General features: G+C 33.6%; 26 protein-coding genes. 5 read left to right on the forward strand and 21 right to left on the reverse strand.

Going from position 1 to position 18525, the window contains the following annotated elements:
• Nucleotides 1–28: 28 nt before the first annotated feature.
• The 3 genes from ACH6CY_RS10935 to ACH6CY_RS10945 all read right to left on the reverse strand — a co-directional run bounded on the left by ACH6CY_RS10935 (nt 29) and on the right by ACH6CY_RS10945 (nt 2121).
• A complete protein-coding gene (locus tag ACH6CY_RS10935) occupies nt 29–1234 on the reverse strand; it encodes a cation:proton antiporter (RefSeq protein WP_374067370.1) in 1206 nt (401 codons plus the stop codon).
• Nucleotides 1235–1237: 3 nt separating this feature from the next.
• Nucleotides 1238–1729, reverse strand: a complete 492-nt coding sequence (locus ACH6CY_RS10940) for a cation:proton antiporter regulatory subunit (RefSeq protein ID WP_374067371.1) — start codon at nt 1727–1729, stop codon at nt 1238–1240.
• Nucleotides 1730–1857: 128 nt separating this feature from the next.
• Nucleotides 1858–2121, reverse strand: coding sequence for a phosphocarrier protein HPr (locus tag ACH6CY_RS10945; protein ID WP_374067395.1), 264 nt, complete (start codon nt 2119–2121; stop codon nt 1858–1860).
• Nucleotides 2122–2438: 317 nt separating this feature from the next.
• On the opposite strand from ACH6CY_RS10945, the gene deoD reads away from it, so the two are divergent.
• Together deoD and ACH6CY_RS10955 are read left to right on the forward strand one after the other, a co-directional pair.
• Nucleotides 2439–3146: a purine-nucleoside phosphorylase gene (gene deoD, locus ACH6CY_RS10950; RefSeq protein ID WP_374067372.1), complete on the forward strand. Its 708-nt coding sequence runs from the start codon at nt 2439–2441 to the stop codon at nt 3144–3146.
• A gap of 342 nt (nt 3147–3488) precedes the next feature.
• Complete coding sequence (locus ACH6CY_RS10955; protein ID WP_374067373.1) at nt 3489–3962, forward strand: divergent PAP2 family protein; 474 nt, start codon at nt 3489–3491, stop codon at nt 3960–3962.
• Nucleotides 3963–4010: 48 nt separating this feature from the next.
• Here the strand turns inward: ACH6CY_RS10955 and ACH6CY_RS10960 are convergent, their stop codons facing one another.
• The gene (locus ACH6CY_RS10960) at nt 4011–4640 is read right to left on the reverse strand and encodes a 3D domain-containing protein (protein ID WP_374067374.1); all 630 of its coding nucleotides are present in this window, start codon (nt 4638–4640) and stop codon (nt 4011–4013) included.
• 96 nt (nt 4641–4736) lie between these two features.
• The gene (locus tag ACH6CY_RS10965) at nt 4737–5942 is read right to left on the reverse strand and encodes an NAD(P)/FAD-dependent oxidoreductase (RefSeq protein ID WP_374067375.1); all 1206 of its coding nucleotides are present in this window, start codon (nt 5940–5942) and stop codon (nt 4737–4739) included.
• Between the two features lie 214 nt (nt 5943–6156).
• Here ACH6CY_RS10965 and ACH6CY_RS10970 point away from each other — a divergent pair, with 214 nt between their 5' ends.
• Nucleotides 6157–7146, forward strand: a complete 990-nt coding sequence (locus tag ACH6CY_RS10970; RefSeq protein ID WP_374067376.1) for an NAD(P)/FAD-dependent oxidoreductase — start codon at nt 6157–6159, stop codon at nt 7144–7146.
• Between the two features lie 89 nt (nt 7147–7235).
• Here the strand turns inward: ACH6CY_RS10970 and ACH6CY_RS10975 are convergent, their stop codons facing one another.
• From ACH6CY_RS10975 to ACH6CY_RS11040, 14 genes are all read right to left on the reverse strand, one after another.
• Nucleotides 7236–7787, reverse strand: a complete 552-nt coding sequence (locus ACH6CY_RS10975; RefSeq protein WP_374067377.1) for a hypothetical protein — start codon at nt 7785–7787, stop codon at nt 7236–7238.
• Between the two features lie 252 nt (nt 7788–8039).
• Complete coding sequence (locus ACH6CY_RS10980) at nt 8040–8777, reverse strand: alpha/beta hydrolase (protein WP_374067378.1); 738 nt, start codon at nt 8775–8777, stop codon at nt 8040–8042.
• Complete coding sequence (locus ACH6CY_RS10985) at nt 8774–9217, reverse strand: hypothetical protein (protein ID WP_374067379.1); 444 nt, start codon at nt 9215–9217, stop codon at nt 8774–8776. Before ACH6CY_RS10985 ends, ACH6CY_RS10980 begins: the two co-directional genes overlap by 4 nt.
• A 134-nt stretch (nt 9218–9351) precedes the next feature.
• The gene (locus ACH6CY_RS10990; protein WP_374067380.1) at nt 9352–10038 is read right to left on the reverse strand and encodes a hypothetical protein; all 687 of its coding nucleotides are present in this window, start codon (nt 10036–10038) and stop codon (nt 9352–9354) included.
• A gap of 314 nt (nt 10039–10352) precedes the next feature.
• On the reverse strand, nt 10353–10775 hold the full coding sequence (gene fosM / locus ACH6CY_RS10995) for a FosM family fosfomycin resistance protein (RefSeq protein ID WP_374067381.1): 423 nt from the start codon (nt 10773–10775) through the stop codon (nt 10353–10355).
• A gap of 52 nt (nt 10776–10827) precedes the next feature.
• Nucleotides 10828–11271 carry an HIT family protein gene (locus tag ACH6CY_RS11000; RefSeq protein ID WP_374067382.1) on the reverse strand — a complete coding sequence of 148 codons (444 nt, stop codon included), beginning with the start codon at nt 11269–11271 and terminating at the stop codon, nt 10828–10830.
• A 66-nt stretch (nt 11272–11337) separates the two neighbouring features.
• On the reverse strand, nt 11338–11493 hold the full coding sequence (locus tag ACH6CY_RS11005) for a hypothetical protein (RefSeq protein WP_374067383.1): 156 nt from the start codon (nt 11491–11493) through the stop codon (nt 11338–11340).
• Between the two features lie 69 nt (nt 11494–11562).
• Nucleotides 11563–12066, reverse strand: coding sequence for a GNAT family N-acetyltransferase (locus ACH6CY_RS11010; protein WP_374067384.1), 504 nt, complete (start codon nt 12064–12066; stop codon nt 11563–11565).
• Between the two features lie 162 nt (nt 12067–12228).
• Nucleotides 12229–12483 carry a hypothetical protein gene (locus tag ACH6CY_RS11015; RefSeq protein ID WP_374067385.1) on the reverse strand — a complete coding sequence of 85 codons (255 nt, stop codon included), beginning with the start codon at nt 12481–12483 and terminating at the stop codon, nt 12229–12231.
• Between the two features lie 378 nt (nt 12484–12861).
• Complete coding sequence (locus ACH6CY_RS11020) at nt 12862–13086, reverse strand: hypothetical protein (protein WP_374067386.1); 225 nt, start codon at nt 13084–13086, stop codon at nt 12862–12864.
• A 158-nt stretch (nt 13087–13244) separates the two neighbouring features.
• Nucleotides 13245–13475, reverse strand: a complete 231-nt coding sequence (locus tag ACH6CY_RS11025; RefSeq protein WP_374067387.1) for a hypothetical protein — start codon at nt 13473–13475, stop codon at nt 13245–13247.
• A gap of 306 nt (nt 13476–13781) precedes the next feature.
• A complete protein-coding gene (locus ACH6CY_RS11030; protein WP_374067388.1) occupies nt 13782–13943 on the reverse strand; it encodes a hypothetical protein in 162 nt (53 codons plus the stop codon).
• Between the two features lie 358 nt (nt 13944–14301).
• On the reverse strand, nt 14302–14514 hold the full coding sequence (locus ACH6CY_RS11035) for a hypothetical protein (protein WP_374067389.1): 213 nt from the start codon (nt 14512–14514) through the stop codon (nt 14302–14304).
• Nucleotides 14515–15463: 949 nt separating this feature from the next.
• A complete protein-coding gene (locus ACH6CY_RS11040) occupies nt 15464–15823 on the reverse strand; it encodes a HesB/IscA family protein (RefSeq protein ID WP_374067390.1) in 360 nt (119 codons plus the stop codon).
• A gap of 390 nt (nt 15824–16213) precedes the next feature.
• Here ACH6CY_RS11040 and ACH6CY_RS11045 point away from each other — a divergent pair, with 390 nt between their 5' ends.
• Complete coding sequence (locus ACH6CY_RS11045; protein ID WP_374067391.1) at nt 16214–16312, forward strand: putative holin-like toxin; 99 nt, start codon at nt 16214–16216, stop codon at nt 16310–16312.
• A 202-nt stretch (nt 16313–16514) separates the two neighbouring features.
• On the opposite strand, the gene dapF is transcribed toward ACH6CY_RS11045, so the two are convergent.
• Nucleotides 16515–17375 carry a diaminopimelate epimerase gene (gene dapF, locus ACH6CY_RS11050; RefSeq protein ID WP_374067392.1) on the reverse strand — a complete coding sequence of 287 codons (861 nt, stop codon included), beginning with the start codon at nt 17373–17375 and terminating at the stop codon, nt 16515–16517.
• 60 nt (nt 17376–17435) lie between these two features.
• The gene (locus ACH6CY_RS11055) at nt 17436–17753 is read right to left on the reverse strand and encodes a DUF1462 family protein (protein WP_374067393.1); all 318 of its coding nucleotides are present in this window, start codon (nt 17751–17753) and stop codon (nt 17436–17438) included.
• A gap of 165 nt (nt 17754–17918) precedes the next feature.
• Here ACH6CY_RS11055 and ACH6CY_RS11060 point away from each other — a divergent pair, with 165 nt between their 5' ends.
• Nucleotides 17919–18143, forward strand: a complete 225-nt coding sequence (locus ACH6CY_RS11060) for a NifU family protein (RefSeq protein ID WP_234400667.1) — start codon at nt 17919–17921, stop codon at nt 18141–18143.
• Nucleotides 18144–18525 lie beyond the last annotated feature (382 nt).

Genomic DNA, 18525 nt, shown 5'->3' on the forward strand with positions numbered 1-18525 from the left:
TATCCTGATTTTTTTATTGTGAAAGATATTAATTATTGTTATCTGGTTCATTTGATGCGGTAGGAACACGGAGATTTTTCTTTTTCACTGGTGGCTTTCCATACACTTTATTTGTTATTTTTGGAGCATATTCAAACAACACCATACCTAAAAAAGCTGCGGCTACAATGTAAATTCCACTTAGGATTTGTGTCACACCTGTTGCTACATTCGCTATAACTACTGAAAATTCTCCTCTAGCACATAAAGATAAACCTGCACGGAGGGATACCCTTTTTGACAAACCATACCATCTCCCCCCAATCACTCCTACAAGTATTTTAGCAATCATCGACCACACGAGTAGTAATAGTAAAAGTAGCGGCATTGGAAAGCCTTCTCCTAATTCAATTGACGTCCCAAACGATAAGAAGAAAGTTGGTAGCAATAGATTACGAACAGGTACAACTGCATGCTCTACGCGCTCAATTTTCCCCATCTCTGCAAGCATCATACCAGCTAAAAACGCACCCAAAACTTCGGATAAACCTAGTAAAAGTGCTAAACCACCAAAAGTAATCGCAATTCCTACTAATAATGTAATTTTAAAATCTTCATCATCAATTTTAGCTAATAATTTTTCGAATTTCTTAAATACAGTCTTTCCAAGTAATATCGCTAATCCAATTAATCCTACTACCTTCAATAAAATCCACATTAAATCGGTGGGTACGAATGAACCACCACCTGCTTGCAAGCCAATCAATACCGCAATAATAATTGGAGCGACTAAATCCTCGAAAATTAAAATAGCTAGTATAAACTCAGTTTCTGCATTCGCCATTCTGTTTTTATCATCCAATAATTTAGCTGTAATAGATGAACTTGTTGCATACGCAACCCCACCTACAAGAAAGGATTCAAATAAGCCCATGCCAAATCCAATTGCAATTAACGTTGCAACACCCATTGATAATCCAACATCTAATAAACCTGTCGACCATATTTTTTTTGCAATATTCCCTAATCGATTTAAGCTAAACTCCAGACCTAAAAGAAAGAATAACAGAACAATTCCAATTTCACTTGTGAAATGTAATAATTCATTGTGTGTTAAGAAATCTGCTAACAAAACGCCAAATAAAATATACAGGATAACACTTGGGAAATTTATTTTTATACTAAGAAAACCCAAATAAAAAATACCAAGTAAAATGATTCCGGCTACTAATAAAGAAGGTAAATCATGTAGCAATGTTTACACATCCTCTCCTTTACACACCGCTTCTAGCATAGCAATCTGATCTTTTTTTCCAATTGCCATTAATACATCACCAGGTTCTAAAATTCGATCAGCTTCTGGAATAGCTACCATTTCATCTCCTTGGACAATACCGATGATCGTTGTACCTGTTTTATTTCTAACTTCAGAATCTTCAATGGTTTGATAAGCGATTGAGGATTTGCTTGTTAATGTGATGTAATCAATTACGATTTGCTTTTTAAACATTTTTAATTGATTTGCATTTACAGGCTGATAGGTTGCTCCCAACAACTGTGCTCCTAGTTCTCTTGTTTCATCAGCAGTTAGATCCATTGCGAAATCAGCTTCATCGCTATCTACATCATTAAAAAAATAAAGTTCTCGTTTACCTGTATGATGAACAATGACAACTAACATACTATCTTCTGCAGTTTGTAACATTATTTTTTGGCCTATCCCTGGTAATTGTGAAACAGAAACATTCATAGTAGCCACCCCTACTTCCTTTCTTATTCATTCACAAACTAGTCTAGCCTAATCTTGCGCTACTTCAATATATGCATGACTGGACTTTGAGTAAAATAAAAAAGCTAGATAAATCTAGCTTCTTTTATTTATTCACCTAAATGTTCTCTAATTGTGTCTGCAATACCTGCAAGTGCTTGTTCTTCATCAGAACCATCCACAGTAATGGTAATTTCAGCACCTTTAGGAACACCTAAGGACATTACACCCATAATAGATTTTAAATTAACCGCTTTGCCATTATAGTGTAGTTCTACATGAGATTCAAACTGCCCAGCTTTATTTACTAATAATGTAGCTGGTCTTGCATGAATACCTGTATCATCTGTGATTGTAAATTTTTGTTCTTTCACTTCTCTTCCTCCATTCATTTAAATATGTATGCTATTTCACATCCATTTAGTATACTTCTATTATCGTTAGTTGTGAAATGACTAACTAAAGATATTATATACGAAAGTGCAAGAAGAATAAAGGAAAACAACTAAACTTTTAAAACGATTTCATTTTATTTCAAAAACAATAATTAATAACATTTGTATTCAAAAAGTGATTATGATACGTTATTATTAAGTTGTTCTACCTCACCAAGTATTGGCTTATTTATTCAGCATATATACATAATACTTGTAATCAAGAACACCATTTCAAACTAGTAGGAGGATACAAAATGAGTGTACATATTGGAGCAAAAAAAGGTGAAATTGCTGATAAAATCTTATTACCAGGTGACCCATTGCGTGCAAAGTACATTGCAGAAACATTTTTAGAAAATGTAACTTGTTATAATGAAGTTAGAGGTATGTATGGTTATACGGGTACATATAAAGGTGAAAGAGTATCTGTACAAGGCACTGGTATGGGTGTTCCTTCTATTTCTATCTATGTTAATGAATTAATTCAAAGTTATGATGTGCAGAAATTAATCCGTGTTGGTACTTGTGGTGCAATTCAAAGGGATGTAGAAGTTCGTGACGTCATTTTAGCATCTTCCGCTACAACTGACTCACAAATGAATCGTGTGACTTTTGGAAACATTGATTATGCGCCTACTGCGAATTTTGAACTGTTAAAAAATGCTTATGATATTGGTAGTGAAAAAGGGTTAAACCTTCGTGTCGGTAATGTATTTACAAGTGATTCATTCTATCGTGACAATGCTCCAGAATTACATGCTCTATTAGCGAAATACAATGTGTTGGCAATTGAAATGGAAGCAAGTGCTTTATACACGTTAGCCGCTAAATATGATCGTCAAGCGTTAGCCGTGCTAACCGTATCTGATCACATTCTTACTGGAGAAGAAACAACTGCTGAAGAAAGACAAACAACATTTAATGACATGATTGTTGTTGCACTTGATGCGGCAATTAAATAACATTTGACAATAAGCCTTTTAGATTAAAGGCTTATTGTCACCCCTTAATATCCGCCTTATATTTTTAAGGCGGATATTAAGGGGTGGGTTCTTTTATTATTCCTTTTTAATAAAAGACGTTATTCTAGCTATTTTTGCAGCTATGTTACTTGCTAAAGTAATTCATCGATTACCTAATGCTATGTTTCTGAAAAATAGTAACATGTATAAATAACCAGACTTAATTGAATGTGATGATGTCGAGCGAACCTTTTTCTCTTCTTATTACAGCTATGTTATAATGATAAAAAATGTTTTTAGGTTTTAATTATTTTTTGGAGAAAGAGAAAGGATGAACGTCGCTTGAGCTTGTTTGAAAACTTTCCACTATGGGCAGGACTTATTTCTATCGTATTTGCACAATTTATAAAAATACCAATTCATCTTATTGCAATGAAAGAATTTAAACCAGGACTTGCATTTAGTACAGGTGGTATGCCTAGTAGTCATTCTGCAGCTGTAGCTGCTGTAACAACTGGTGTTGGTATTGAACACGGCGTGGGCTCTGGGCTGTTTGCTGTATCATTTGTATTCAGTATTATTATCATGTTTGATGCTACTGGTATTAGACGACAAGCTGGCGAACAAGCGATTATCTTAAATATGCTTGTAAAAGATTTTAGCTATTTTATTGAAGAAGCAAAAGCGTGGTCTAAAAAAGAAGAATATCAAAAGAAAGAAGAGTTAAAAGAATTGCTCGGGCATCAGCCGATTGAAGTTTTTTTTGGTGGATTAACAGGCATTATCCTTGCAATGACAATATATCCTTATTTTTAATAAAACTTAACTACTTTTAGTTATTGAAAAAGCTAACATCAATGGATGTTAGCTTTCTTTTATTTGATCTCTAAATACTTGCAATGCTTTTGTCTCATTTAATTCTGCCAATGCTTCTTCTGTTAATTTCCCGTCTCCTTTTTTAATGACATACACCAACGTCTCTTTTTTGCCCCATTTTCCATACACATCAGAAACGGTAGGATAATATAAATCAATTTTGTTTCCTTTGATTGCTCCACCTTTATCTGCAACGACACCATAACCATAATCAGGGATAAATAAAATCGTTCCAATCGGAAAGATAGATAAATCTGCTGCAATCGTTGAATATAAATCTCTTGTAACTTTTACTCCAGAATAGGTTATCCCATACCCTGGGTGATCCGATGTTTTCCCAGTTGACTCTATCCCTGCCGTATAGCCCGTTGCCATTACTGTATGTGTTGGATAAGATGTTAAATCAATTAGATCCTCCAAACGTTCAGGAGCTTCCGTTTGTGCACTATAGCTAATATTTGTCTTCACTTGCTTTTTTTCTAACTGTATTGGTTTACTAGGTTGTATGTCTACTTTAACTTCTTTTGCATGATTCAATTCAGCTACTATCTCTTTAATCGACATATTTGTCACTACAACAATGGTCGAATAACAAGCGGTCAAAAAAAGAATAGTCATACAAAATCGTTTTAACCATACCATGTTCACTTACACCTCTTTCTGGGTGTAAGCTTTTCCTATCTCATAAAAAATATACATTCTTTTTCTTAATCGCTATTTTTTCCGTTTCCACAATAATGGTATACCACCAATTTGATGTAATACTCGATTTTCATTTATCCGCTTTAAAAAAACAGCCTCTTTCCCAAAAACTTTTTTATTATTAAATAAGACACCAATTGCATCATTTTTCCCTAAAGATGCAATTAAGCCGTGTTCTCTATACATAAAAGGAATTAATTCATTCGACTTTCCTTTAATTAATTTTTCTATATTTTTCGCACATGTTTTTGCTTGTTGTATCGCCAATTGTGCTGTGGGTGAAACAATTTGATTGCTGTCTGATAAACGAACTGTCGTGCAATCGCCAACAACAAACACCTTATCATTGCTCGGTGCCAGTAAATCATCTGTCACTTCAACACTACCATTCCTATGTTGTATATCTGACTGCTCAATTAATTGGTTTGCTCTAACTCCTGCTGTCCAGATAAAAATGGATGTTGAAATCTCTTCGGTTAGTCCATTCTTTTCAACAACAATATAATCTGCATGAACACTTTTCACCGCCGCTCCCAAATAAAACGATACCCCTTTATTTTCTAACATTTGCATCGCATATTCCCCTAGTTCTAAATCAAAGCCTGGCATAACCGATTGTTCCTGTTCAATAACAAGTAGCTTTACATCGTGCTCATTTAATTTATATTTTTCAAGCAATGATGGTAATTGATCAGTCAATTCACCCAAATATTCTACTCCAGTAAATCCACCGCCACCAACCACAATAGTAAAAGGTTGGTTAACTTCTTTTTTGTTATAAGAAGAAAGCCTGTCTTCCATTTCTCGTCTTAAAACGTCTGCTTTATCCACACTATTTATCACATATGCAAAATCGTTTATCCCAGGTATATCAAATGTCGCTGTTTCAAACCCCAAGGCTACAACTAGATAATCATAGATTATATTACCGTTTTTTTTCAAAGACACCTGATGCTCTTCCGTTTTTAGATTTGTTACTGTATCTACAATAAAATGAATTCTGTCCGTATCAATAATGGATTCTATCGGAATTTTCATCTGATGATCTGATAAAGTACCAACAGCATATTCATGTAGCCAAGTTGTTTGATAATGGTATGCATGCTTATTAATTAATGTAATCGTTGCGTCTAATTTATCGAGCTTTTTCTGCAACATCATAGCTGTTGTTATACCAGCATAGCCTGCACCTAATATTAGTATTGTTGGTTTCCCCACACTATCACTTCCATCCTTTGAATTGTGAAGTTCATCCATTCACAAAAACGGTCACAAAATTGTACGATTTATCTCTAAATCAATCTTAGGTGGTTTTTTATTATTTTTCAAGTAATCTTTTGTATACAAACTACAACAGTACTACTTTTAGTAAAAAATATGTTAAAATGTTGGTTATCTACTTATCTAAACGTCAATATAGGAGGAAATGAAAATGAGCGAACAGAACGTTTATGATATAACCATCATTGGCGCTGGACCAACCGGATTATTTACGGCTTTTTACGGTGGTCTACGGCAAGCTAGTGTTAAAATAATCGAAAGTTTACCACATATTGGAGGACAGTTAAGCGCCTTGTATCCTGAAAAATACATTTATGATGTCGCAGGATTTCCAAAAGTTAGAGCGCAGGATCTCGTAAACAATTTAAAGGAACAATTGGATATGTTTGATCCTACTATTACATTAAATCAAGAAATACAAGAAGTGGAACGCCTAGAAGACGGTACATTTCAATTAACAACAAATACCGACGTACACTATACAAAGACGGTTATTATTACAGCGGGGAATGGCGCATTTCAGCCACGTAAATTAGCTTTAAAGGAAGCGGAGGCATATGAAAGTCGCAACTTACATTATTTTGTTGATAATATGATGCAATTCAAAGATAAACGTGTTGTATTATTTGGTGGTGGGGACTCTGCAGTTGATTGGGCATTAATGCTAGAACCAATCGCAAAAGAAGTAACGCTTGTACACCGTCGTGACAAGTTCCGCGCTCATGAGCATAGTGTAGAAAAATTAATGAACTCTAACGTTCGAATATTAACGCCTTATGTGCCAGAAGCTTTTGTTGGTGCAGATCAGATTGAACAAGTAAAGTTGAGCGAAGTAAAAGGGGAGAATGTTGTTACCATTGATGTTGATGACGTCATTGTAAATTACGGCTTTATTTCCTCTTTAGGTCCGATTAAAGGCTGGGGATTAGAAATTGAGAAAAATAGTATCGTTGTCAATACGAAAATGGAAACATCTATCGAAGGAATCTATGCTGCGGGAGATATTTGCACCTATCCTGGAAAAGTCAATTTAATTGCCACTGGATTTGGAGAAGGGCCTACCGCAATCAATAATGCAAAGGCATATATCGAACCAAATGCACGCGTGCAACCGAAGCACTCAACCAGTATTTTTGAGTAGATTCATTTGTTTTTTGTGTGAAAGTATACATAAGAGAAGTCGCTAATTATTTGGTGACTTCTTTTTTTGCTTTCAATGATAAGAGGCAATTAAGTAATTCCATTTATATTTTTATCTTGTATTTCTTTTTTAATGATGTCAGTAATCGCATTATTATATCCTAAGCAGTTTATATAATTTATAAATTGATTGTTTGACTCAGACACAGACATTTTAAATACTTGAGAAAAACACTTATTGAAATCTTCATCTACAGAACAATAAAATGCTTTAAATCTGTCTACCCCAAATTTCATAATAAGATATTCTACAAATGCACCAGCAATTGGATAAGTCAATAAATCACTATAATTATAAAATTTTTCATTTATAACTAAGTCTTCTACTTTTACATATAAACCTTGATCAATAAAATACTTAACCCACATATACTGAGGTATTCCTAAAGAAACTTTGTCAAAAAACATTGCCAGCCCTTCTCTTAAAAACGTTTGAGTTGGCACGGATAGTTTGTATGAAATCAAATGAGCATCTTCATGAAATCCGATACATTTCACCTCTATGTTGTAGACGGCGAATACTTCATTTGGCTCCTTCGCACAACCATTGCAAGGTTCGTTATCACCAAATAATTCACCCACTTCTGTAGCGGTCTCACACAGGAAGTAATTTATTTTCTATTCCATCTCCACATTTAAACAACTACAAATAAACTCATAGCAGTTCTCTTGTATGTTTATTATCTCGTCTATGTCTTTTTCTGCAAGTGATCCAATGTGATAATGAAAAATATAATGGTTACTTTCCTTTTTTGTCCACTCCATCATATATCCCTTCCTGCCCTTTTTAATTTTAGTTCTCTGATCGTTAATACAATAACATAATTTTTTTACTTAGAAAGTATTTGTTAGGAACTTTCTTAAGTTGTTTAATGGAAACTCTTTATTCCAATGGACATAATGCCCGGTATTTATTTCGTAATAAGTTATTGGTAAACTAAATTTTTTTAATTTTTGTATGTAATAAGTAGTGTTTTTATGCTCTATATCATTTATATTCTGGAACGTGCCATAGATTAAATAGGTAGGAACCCTTATAGACTTTAACAATTTAGGAAGATTAAGATTATAGTATCCAAACATCAGATGAAGACCATCCAATGAGAAATCGACTTGAGTTTTTAGAGCTAACCGAATATACTCATTTTCTTCAATACCTACACGCTTACAAAATTGTTTCAGATTTGCTTCGAAGTCTTCTTCTTTATCATTATCTTGATTAAAGAAAGGCGCTAATACGCTTAGAGTAGGCTTTCCAAATATTTTTACACCTATATTCAGTAATGGGAAAGAATACGCAAAAGGACCGAATTCTGACTTTGGGATTCTTGGAAAGGGTTTATGTCCTTGGTCTAATAAAATTAATTTATTTACTTTATCAGGGTAATGAACAGCAAACGCTAATAATACAGCCCCTCCTAAAGAATGTCCTATTAGGTTAGCCTTTTCTATACACTGTTGGTCCATATATTCTTTTACCCAGTTAGCTAAGCATTTAGATGTAATTCTTTTATCAATACTTTTGCTTTTACCTAAACCCGGCAAATCAAGCATATGAGTCTCAAAATTCAATTCGAATTTATTAATTTTTGGCGCTGTTCCAACTCATTTTTAAAGTTTTCAAGCCAATCCATATTAATTGGGCCATTTAAAACTTTGTAATAGTCACTTGAATGATAATGTAAACGTTCTTGCTGAATAGTAAAGGATACTGAATCCCCATTCTTTTTAGATATAATAAAAGTAAACCCCTTTGTTGCTGAATACTCTCTTTCCCAAACTTTACTTCTGATTTTCTGCACTCTATATTGGCTTATAAATTCTATTAACTTTTCTGCATATATTTTTTCATTAGTATGTACCTCCATGTCAATATCCAAATAATTCAGATCTGATGGATTAAAATTTACAACATCACCTAAATTTTTCTCTTTATAATCGTTAATTAGCTCTACTGAAAAAAAGAGCACGGCTGCAATAAATCCAATTGTTATATATTTTTTGTTTTTCATTAGTTCCACTTCCTAATTCAATTAAATTTATCCAAATAAAGTTTTCTTGTTTAACATTCCGACCTGTTAGTGGAATAACAATTCGATTACTTATTGAAGAAAAACTTTCATTGGTTTAAAAAAGGCGAAAAAATTTATTCGCCGCCTTCCCAAAAACGTATCATTTCCTTAATATTTTCTCCGCCCATTGTGTAGGTAACACCATATGTTTCGCCTTCCCCGTTATGATTGAACGCAACATCAAGGTCGTGAAAAAGTTTCTTCATGTATTCGTTCGCTTGCTTCATTTGTGGTTGGACTTCCCTCCATTGGTCTGCGAGTTCAACCGATTCAATTGCTTGCCCTTCCGTTCCAAGATGTGAAGTCCGGGAAAATTGCAAATGGTTTATTAACGATTGCAACATAAATACATTGTTCAAATCCTTTTCAAATGCTGTTTCTTCTTCAAGATATTCTTTCGGAATTTCTTCCTTCACAGTTTCGGGAATCCAAATTTTGTACTTATTCCTTAACTCCTTTATTTCATTTGCTTTTAAGTAACATTCGAAGCCCTCGTCATTGTTCGCCGTTTCAAGTTTTGGATCGTTCAAATCTGATTCAAGAATTTCGAGTGACTCCGCAATCCATTTACTGATGTCCCCTTCAATGTAGCTATCCTTCTCCGAAATATGCGGAACAAATTTTTGTGTTTCTTCTTGTGAAGCAACTTGTTCCGTTGTTGCCGTATTACTTTCTAATTCTTCCTTTGTTTCAGTTGTTTTCGAATTACTACAACCTACCAACACGCTAGCCATTACAATAATCAACATACTTGTTTTCAAAAACTTATTCAGTATTGAACCCCATTTCCCCTCGTTATATTTCTGAATTCTTTCAACCAAACTCCTTTCTAATTTTAAAATACATTGTTAGTAAGCTTATTTGTTATGCCTACTTTTAGATACCGCCACTTTCAAAGAATCACTAAAACTATTTCATTCTTCCCTTGACTTTTTATAGCTGGTCTTTTTAAATTTATTTGTAAAACCATTTAGCTTGTTAATTTATTGTGCAACTACAGCTTTGTAAGTAATAGGAGCTACGATATCATTATCTCTTTGTTCAACTAAAGCGTTTGTTGAATAGGAACTGCATTTCAGTCGAAAAACTCCATATGTTTTTTCTCTTGTCTATAGTAATCCAACCTATTCTGTAATGTTCCTGTATGAAATTCAAATTTGTGACCGTCTGGATCTGTAAAATAAATAGACTTCTTATCTCTTTCATCTCTTGGACGACTCGATAATATGTTTACGTTCAAACTTTTTAGTTTATCGTACATTTTATCAATATCCTCTTCTTCAACTGAAAAAGCAATATGTGTGTATGACTGTGTTATTTCATTACGAGGTATATCTTTCTCTACATTGAGAGCGAGCCACATACCCTCTAAATCGAAGTAGGCAGTGCTTCTACCTTTAACTAACAATTTAGCATCAAATACATTTTTATAAAACTCTATAGAATTTTTTAAATTAGAAACTGAAAACAAAAGATGATTAAGTCCTTTAATAGACATTTTTTCACCTCAATAAATGATTATTTTTTCAACATTATAGCTGCCCAATAGTTTAATAAGTTTTTGTTAACTTATCAATCACTTCCTTTAACAATTCTTTTGTATCTGATAATTCTCTTATATCTTCGGCTAATACTGAATTCACGTTGTAGAAATCAGAAAAAGGTTGGTTTTTATATCGTGGAACAACATGCATATGATAATGAATTAGCTCATTAAAAATACCACCATTTTGTGTAAAAGTAATTCCATCTGGTTTGTATAACTTCTTCAATGCTTTTGATAGTAGAATAGAGGCACTCATTATTGCACTTGCTGTTTCTTTATCCAGTTCATCAACATCTACAAAATGTTGTTTAGGTAAAATTAATGTATGCCCTTCATTAAATGAAGCGTAGTCTAAAAAACAAGTTACATAATTATTTTCATATACGATATTTGTTGGTTGGACCTTATTTGCTAATCTGCACCCTAAACATTTCATTCCCGTTTCCATAGTTCGGCCCCTTTTTTATAACAATCTTCTTGCGGAAGTCTTATTCTTTAGTGAGAGTGATATTTTTTAATCGATAATAGCTGTAAGTAAGAAAACAAAAGAAGCAGACCACAGGACAAATAATATAGCGGCTGAATGCTTAACAAGTCCATATTGATGATGCGTATCATCTCCACGAATCGCCTCTATCAGTTTTAAAACAAAAAAATAACCAAAAATCAAAGGTAGTATATATTAGCATTTCAAATCCTCTTTCCTTGTTAAATATTCCTAGTCTTTAGTGAATCAAGTTTACTTATTTTCAATAGCCCAGTAAATTTCATTGTCTTTTTTGTTAATCTGTTTGAACCCTGCTTTTTCTAATACACGTTTGGAGGCCTGATTTTCATTTGAACAACTCGCTGTTATTCTTTTAACATGTGGTTGATTCAATCCCCACTGAACCATTGCAACAGCCATTTCAGTAGCAAACCCATTACCTTGATACTTTGGCAGAATACTATAACCTAAGTCCATTTCTCCATTTTCGTCTGGGTCACCTTTAAAGCCCATATCACCAATAATGACATTATCTGCCTTATGAACGATAATACCCTCCCACTCATCCTCTTCAGGATATTGACTGAATCTTTCTATTTTATATGGAAGTAATTCTTTATAAACTTCCATAGGATACTCAGAAGGAACGTTATGTGTTGTTATCTTTTCTAATTTTTTATTACTGAGTAACGCTGCTCGCATCATCTCAATTGTAAAAGTAACTAGCTTTAATCTATCTGTTGTGACATAGGGCATATTTTCACACTTTTACTATTTTAATTCTAATGCGATCTGTTTGATTGATAACTTATAACTATCAAAATAAGGTTTGTACTGGTTTACAACGTCATATCCTCTGGCGTCATAAAAATTTTCTCCAACTACGTTACCTTAAGTACATCATTTCACAGTCCTGCATTAACCACCTTGCCTATCAATTACTTCTCCAGTATTAGATAAACCTCTCACAATTGTTTCTCTACCTATTGGAAGGTAATACTGTCTACCTTGATTCATAATAATATCTGCTTGTTCAAATGCTTTATCTTGCTTAGTTTTTGTCTCCACTTTTTCAATTTCAGCATTATTTAACTCACCAAAAACCACATATAATTCACGAAGTACATTACCTTTATTATCATGTTCACGAAATGATTCAGTATAAACAGTCATATTATCATTCTCGTAATGAACCCAATCAGGATGACCAATGTTTTCCCATCCCTTATCGTCATTACCTTTAAAGAATGCAACTGCAAGCGCTTCATAATTTGCCTAAGAGATTTCATCTTTATGTGCATACCTTCTAAAGACGGTGAAATTAGACCAAACTTTTGGTAATTAAATTATAGTATTTACTTTCTTTTTTCACCCACTCATGGTTATCTGTTCATTCATTTTTAATTTGTATTGATACTTAAAATATTCTGCCCGTTAACTAAACAACAATAGGGTTGCTTACTAAAGTAGACTCCCCATAACGGAACAACACCTTCAATGAACATTTGAACGCTGTTGTTCTCATTTTCTTTTATTGTACTTCGTTAGTCATTATTCACTTCTAGCTTTAACTATACGTTCCACGCATAATCCAACTATTAAGCCGATAGCAAATGGAAGTATTGCAATATCCGCCTCAAAAGTCAACCCATTTTCTAATGGTTCATTTAATAGGAATGAAAACTTAAAAAGAGAGAAATTAAAAATATTTCCAATCCAATATAATAGAGACATTGTCCCAACTGATGATAATAATGGAATCCATATTTTTCTCATATGAACCCTCCTTTTCATATTTGTTATTGAATAAATCTTTCCAATTAGTTCAATAAACAATAAAAGCTGTGACATCAACAGCTTCTTGTACGATTAAAGCGCCTGTTTGCTTAAATGCAATCTTTCATAAAAATGAATTACTTCGTCTTAACTCCATTTTACATAAAAACAGAAAAAGACCGTATAATTAAAAACATACTTATCAGTCCCCATACTATTACTCCTGCTACCCACAAGATAACGGGTTTATTTGAAATCTGTTTACTCTCCATACTTTCCTCGTTTTCTATTATTAAAGCCACCTTCCTTTCCATACTTTTTTTCATAGAAACAAGAACAACAAATGCGGTTACGATAAAACCAACAGCTATCCAAAGTAACAAATCCATTTTTATACCCCACCTTTATAAGTTACTTGCATAACCAGCTACATAGTTAAAATACAATCAAACAAAATATCTATATACTTTTTTAACATAGGTTTCCAATTACCTTTGAAGAAAGTCTTCAGCAATATATTCCTATTGTGAAATTGACGCATTCCTAATTACACAATCGCACCCGTTTGCGAAAATAAAGTAGCTCACATATTTTCAACAGTCCAGTAAATTTCATTGTCTTTTTTGTCAGTCTATTTTAACCTCACCTTTTCTAATACACATATGGAAGCGTAATTTTTAAATAACTAAAATTACTTAAAGTTTATCAAAATCACCATCGTGCTCTAGCTGTTCTTTTAATTCTTTTTTAAATTTTTCTACTCTATTTACCTTTTGTAAAGTCAGCAATGAGAAAAGACTGACAACAATATACTTCATTGTTATCTCGTCGTTATTTCGCTTCATAATTCTTTCCATTAAAATGCTCCTTTTTATTATGAATATTTCTTCTTGACAATAGATCATATTTTTCATTTAATGTTAAGCGTATTCAGAAGTCCCATCAGATTTGTTAATCTCTCTTAATACAATAATACTTCTCAAATTAGGTGATTCACTCGTTTTAAACGTAAAAGACCCAAGTTAAATTTCTAATTCTCCTAATTCAAAAGGTAGAAATTTTTTAGCATTAAATTTTATTACTTTTCAAAATTGCTCTTTATCGTAGATGATATTGGTAGCCTCATCATTGTTTTGCTAATAAACTGCAATATTTGATTTCTAAAGTGTTTTACCATCATTATCAACACTTCAATCAATATGTTTACAATTATACTTAATTGTAATCTTGGTTGGGCCAAAAAAATGGCTCTCCCTTTTCAACAACTTCGATTATATTTGTTTCGCTTGAGGAACGGCTAATGACAAAAGTTTTCTCGTGAAAAATGTTTAATGGAAAATACACCAATGAAAATAATAATTGATCTGAATAATAATATGGCCATCCAAGTAAGGCAACTGTATTTTTCTTGTTTCTTGGTATGTTCAATATTCTTTTGCAGATCATTATCTCTATCCATCATTACACCATCTTTTGATTAAAAATATTTTAATTACTGCGTCTCTTTTTAACACTAAACTGCTTCGCTCACTCAATAGAGCTATAGGAACTATAACATTAGAGACCCCTTGTTTCGCTAAATCACACTTTAGTACAAAAAAAACGAGGTTCTATAAGCTTGTCTGTTGAATAACAAAAGTAAATCGTTATTTTTTCAAAACCCAAAATATGACTATCCCTAATCCAAGTAAAGTGACCACGATATATACATACCAATAATCAATAAGAAACTCCCATTTAAGTTTTTGTATTTCTTTAAACCTTTCAATAAATTCCGTCAAGGTTATCCCCTCCACCATAAGTCCCTTTAAGATAGGTAATTTTTTTAAACTATACTGAACGTCAGCAACGTAACAACAGTGACAGCTTCTTTTCCTTTAATAAAGATAATCTGCTATTCTTCTTCAATTAATGTTACTCCTAAGATATGGTCGGAAAATAATATGAATTTATTCAGATAAATGGGATTACTTTGTTATGAGAGTTGGTTCTATATTATCAATTTTCATTATTCTAATTCGACTCAACTGCCCGTTAGTTTAAGAAAAATCATTCACATTCTTTACATCTATTTTAACATGAATATCCAATTGTTTTATTAAAAGTAATTATATTTTACAACTTATTTTAGAAGAGAATGTATTATTGACCTAACACAACCATACCCTCCTTATCTCTTCTAAATAAATTTGCTGTTATATCTATATCCTACTTAGACTAAAAACTAATTAAAAATCATCATTTAAATAAAAATAAGCACCTACAAAAGTAAGTGCTTATATCTAAAATTATTTATAGTATGTTGTTTATCCTCTGTTATACTTGGAACATAGGATTTATCAGTTACATCTGAATTTAAGCTCCGCTCCTCATTTGCTTAGCAATCCCCTGGTGTACCTTCACGTTCCTTTGCTTTAAACGATGAACCGCAACCACAGGATACAATCGCGTTTGGATTATCAATCGTAAATCCGCCACCCATCATATTCTGTTTAAAATCGATCGTTGTGCCTTTGATAATTGGAATGTCCTGTTTAAAGATCGTAACTGGAATTCCATTAATTTCTTTTTTTGCATCTAGTTCTTCATTCACATCATAATCAAACCCTAGCGAATAAGACAATCCGCTACAGCCACCACCTTTTACACCAAAGCGTAGACGTACGGTTTCTTGATCTTCTTCTTTCATCATTTCTTCTATTTGAGCGCGAGCATTATCAGTAATTATTAAAGCCATTAAAATTCCTCCTTCACATACCATTTCCAGTTTCAGTATACAAGGATTTCTTTTGCGCTTCAACTTTACGGATTGTAATGTGTGTTAAGTTTGCCTTGATGATGTAGAATCCCCAATAGATAATGCGTTTATTTTTTGTACAACCACACTCTATAGCTAGCTTTTAGTATTCGCTTTATTCGCCACAAGTAGCTATAAATCAATCACACCAAATACTGCGTATACAGTGTTTATCATACTTAGTAGCTTGCAAACCTTGATATTACGGAAATTTATTATAAAACACGAAAACCAGGAGGCAATATATGGTATAATAGAGCTTAGGTACTCATTCGACAACTAAACCAATAGGATAGGGTGGTTGGTGTTATCCCCAAAGGGGGTGATGCCATGACGACGTTCGAGGCTTTGACACTTATGATCTCGTTTGCTACGATGATCATCACGCTGATTGCTGTCGTTGTTGCTCTTTTGAACGCAAAAAAATAGCCCCCTATTCTGCACAAATGGGTAAGGGCTATTTTCTGGTAAAGCACTAGATAACGCCAATCCCCTATTCAAAGAATGGGTATCTAGGAACCGTAGTTAGCGCTACGGTCTTTTTACTATACTTTTCTTATTACTTATTATACCACATTTTCACGAAAAATTAACCAGTTATTTTACACATACGATTCTCATGCACGTATGACTACAAGCAATTAGAGTAAAATGTACCTTCAATAGTCTTTTCTGCCGGCCCTCTCATCCAAACACGATTATCTTCTGACCAACAGATGAATAAATCGCCACCGCTTAAATGAACAGTAACTTCTTGTCCTTTTGTTACGTAGTTGTTTTTAATTGCTGCTACGGTTGCCGCACATGCTCCAGTTCCGCATGCCTGAGTCACACCTGATCCTCTTTCCCACACGCGGAAATGCATTTCAGTTGGACTTATAATTTCAACAAATTCTACATTTACACCTTCTGGGAAACGATGATCAACGGTAATAACTGGTCCTAAATCATATAATGGTGCTTTATCAATATCATCGACAAAAAATACAGCATGTGGATTTCCCATTGATACTGCTGTTAATTGCATGGGGTGATGACTGACATCGAACGCCTCAGCAACCACCTCATTATCATCGCCACCATCCATTGGTATTGCTTGACGATTAAATCGGGGTGCACCCATATCAACCGTTACTTCATTAACTTGTTCTTTCGTACCATGGACTTCAGCTATTACATTGCCTGCTTTTGTTTCAATCGTAAATCTTTTTTCTTGTACTAGCTCATTCTCATAGGCATATTTTGCAACACAACGGAGCCCATTACCGCATGTTTTTCCTTCTGATCCATCTTTATTAAAAATACGCATGCCTACAGTTGCAACCTCACTTGGTTGAATTAAAATTAACCCATCTGAACCGATTCCTGTATTAGGATTTGCTACTTCTATTGCCAACGAAGATAACTTGCCTTCCTCAATCGTTAACTCGAACAAATTAAGATAAATATAGCTATTGCCTAAACCATGCATTTTTGTAAAAGGTATGTTCATATTAGCCTCCGAATTATTGGTTTCTTTTAAATTAGTATTGGGTACTGACATTTCCTAGTACTATATTGTTTGATCAAGTCGTTCTTGAATCGCTTTGTACACTTTTTTGATTCGAATAACTCCTTCATCTACTAACGTGTCGTCTACTACGACCGCGGGATAAAATAATTCATCACGCTTGATTTGTTCAATCCAACGCTTATGCTTCTCCACATTATTTTCACTAAGAATATCGATATACATATAAACAATTTGATTCGTGTCATCAAATTTTCTATCTACAGCAGCTTGTAACCAATCGAACGTTTCCTTTGAGCTAGGTGCTTGCACACAACTTGCACATAATTGCTCTGCACCATAAACGGTTAACTGAATCAATTGTATCCCCCCACTCAAATTCAGTAATCTGATCCCCTTATTAATTCTATTTTACAAAACTTTTAGGGAAAGTTAAAATAATTCTTAAAAATGACGTAATCATACGCATAGATTTTTTTCAAAAAAATGATATACTAATAAAAGAAGAAAGAAAGGGGAAGATGGATGATGCAAGAGCAAGTGCAAGAGGTATTAAATAAATTACGTCCATTCTTACTGCGTGATGGCGGCGATGTTGAGCTAGTAGATGTTGATGAAGGCATTGTACGTCTTCGTTTAATGGGAGCATGCGGAAACTGCCCAAGTTCAACGATTACACTTAAAGCAGGAATTGAACGCGCGCTTATGGCTGAAGTCCCAGGCGTTACTGAAATTGAACAAGTATTTTAAATGATATAAATGCATATGTAAAAGCGACACGTTTTTTAATCGTGTCGCTTTTTTTAATCGTAAAGTAATGGTGTTAGAGCGTTTGTTAAATTGGATTTTTCAATCCTTGAGTACGAAAACAGAGCATAAGTGTTCGTTAAATCGAGTTTAGCGTTCATTCGTGGCAAGAAAATCGGGTGATTTGTTCGATAAATAGGGTTTATCGTTCACTCGTGGTCAGAAAATTAGGCGATGTGTTCGATAAATCGGGTTTATCGTTCACTCGTGGTCAGAAAATTGGGCGATGTGTTCGATAAATCGGGTTTATCGTTCACTCGTGGTCAGAAAATTGGGCGATGTGTTCGATAAATCGGGTTTATCGTTCACTCGTGGTCAGAAAATT

The organism is Paraliobacillus sp. JSM ZJ581 (assembly GCF_044383835.1).
Classification (GTDB): Bacteria; Bacillota; Bacilli; order Bacillales; family Amphibacillaceae; genus Paraliobacillus.

Excerpts from the sequence above, each read along its gene's own strand:
- ACH6CY_RS10940 (WP_374067371.1), bottom strand. The coding sequence starts at position 1,729 with ATGAATGTTTCTGTTTCACAATTACCAGGGATAGGCCAAAAAATAATG.
- deoD (WP_374067372.1), top strand. The coding sequence starts at position 2,439 with ATGAGTGTACATATTGGAGCAAAAAAAGGTGAAATTGCTGATAAAATC.
- ACH6CY_RS10960 (WP_374067374.1), bottom strand. The coding sequence starts at position 4,640 with ATGACTATTCTTTTTTTGACCGCTTGTTATTCGACCATTGTTGTAGTG.
- ACH6CY_RS10970 (WP_374067376.1), top strand. The coding sequence starts at position 6,157 with ATGAGCGAACAGAACGTTTATGATATAACCATCATTGGCGCTGGACCA.
- ACH6CY_RS10985 (WP_374067379.1), bottom strand. The coding sequence starts at position 9,217 with ATGAAAAACAAAAAATATATAACAATTGGATTTATTGCAGCCGTGCTC.
- fosM (WP_374067381.1), bottom strand. The coding sequence starts at position 10,775 with ATGTCTATTAAAGGACTTAATCATCTTTTGTTTTCAGTTTCTAATTTA.
- ACH6CY_RS11000 (WP_374067382.1), bottom strand. The coding sequence starts at position 11,271 with ATGGAAACGGGAATGAAATGTTTAGGGTGCAGATTAGCAAATAAGGTC.
- ACH6CY_RS11010 (WP_374067384.1), bottom strand. The coding sequence starts at position 12,066 with ATGCCCTATGTCACAACAGATAGATTAAAGCTAGTTACTTTTACAATT.
- ACH6CY_RS11015 (WP_374067385.1), bottom strand. The coding sequence starts at position 12,483 with ATGACTGTTTATACTGAATCATTTCGTGAACATGATAATAAAGGTAAT.
- ACH6CY_RS11020 (WP_374067386.1), bottom strand. The coding sequence starts at position 13,086 with ATGAGAAAAATATGGATTCCATTATTATCATCAGTTGGGACAATGTCT.
- ACH6CY_RS11025 (WP_374067387.1), bottom strand. The coding sequence starts at position 13,475 with ATGGATTTGTTACTTTGGATAGCTGTTGGTTTTATCGTAACCGCATTT.
- ACH6CY_RS11030 (WP_374067388.1), bottom strand. The coding sequence starts at position 13,943 with ATGGAAAGAATTATGAAGCGAAATAACGACGAGATAACAATGAAGTAT.
- ACH6CY_RS11040 (WP_374067390.1), bottom strand. The coding sequence starts at position 15,823 with ATGGCTTTAATAATTACTGATAATGCTCGCGCTCAAATAGAAGAAATG.
- ACH6CY_RS11045 (WP_374067391.1), top strand. The coding sequence starts at position 16,214 with ATGACGACGTTCGAGGCTTTGACACTTATGATCTCGTTTGCTACGATG.
- dapF (WP_374067392.1), bottom strand. The coding sequence starts at position 17,375 with ATGAACATACCTTTTACAAAAATGCATGGTTTAGGCAATAGCTATATT.
- ACH6CY_RS11060 (WP_234400667.1), top strand. The coding sequence starts at position 17,919 with ATGATGCAAGAGCAAGTGCAAGAGGTATTAAATAAATTACGTCCATTC.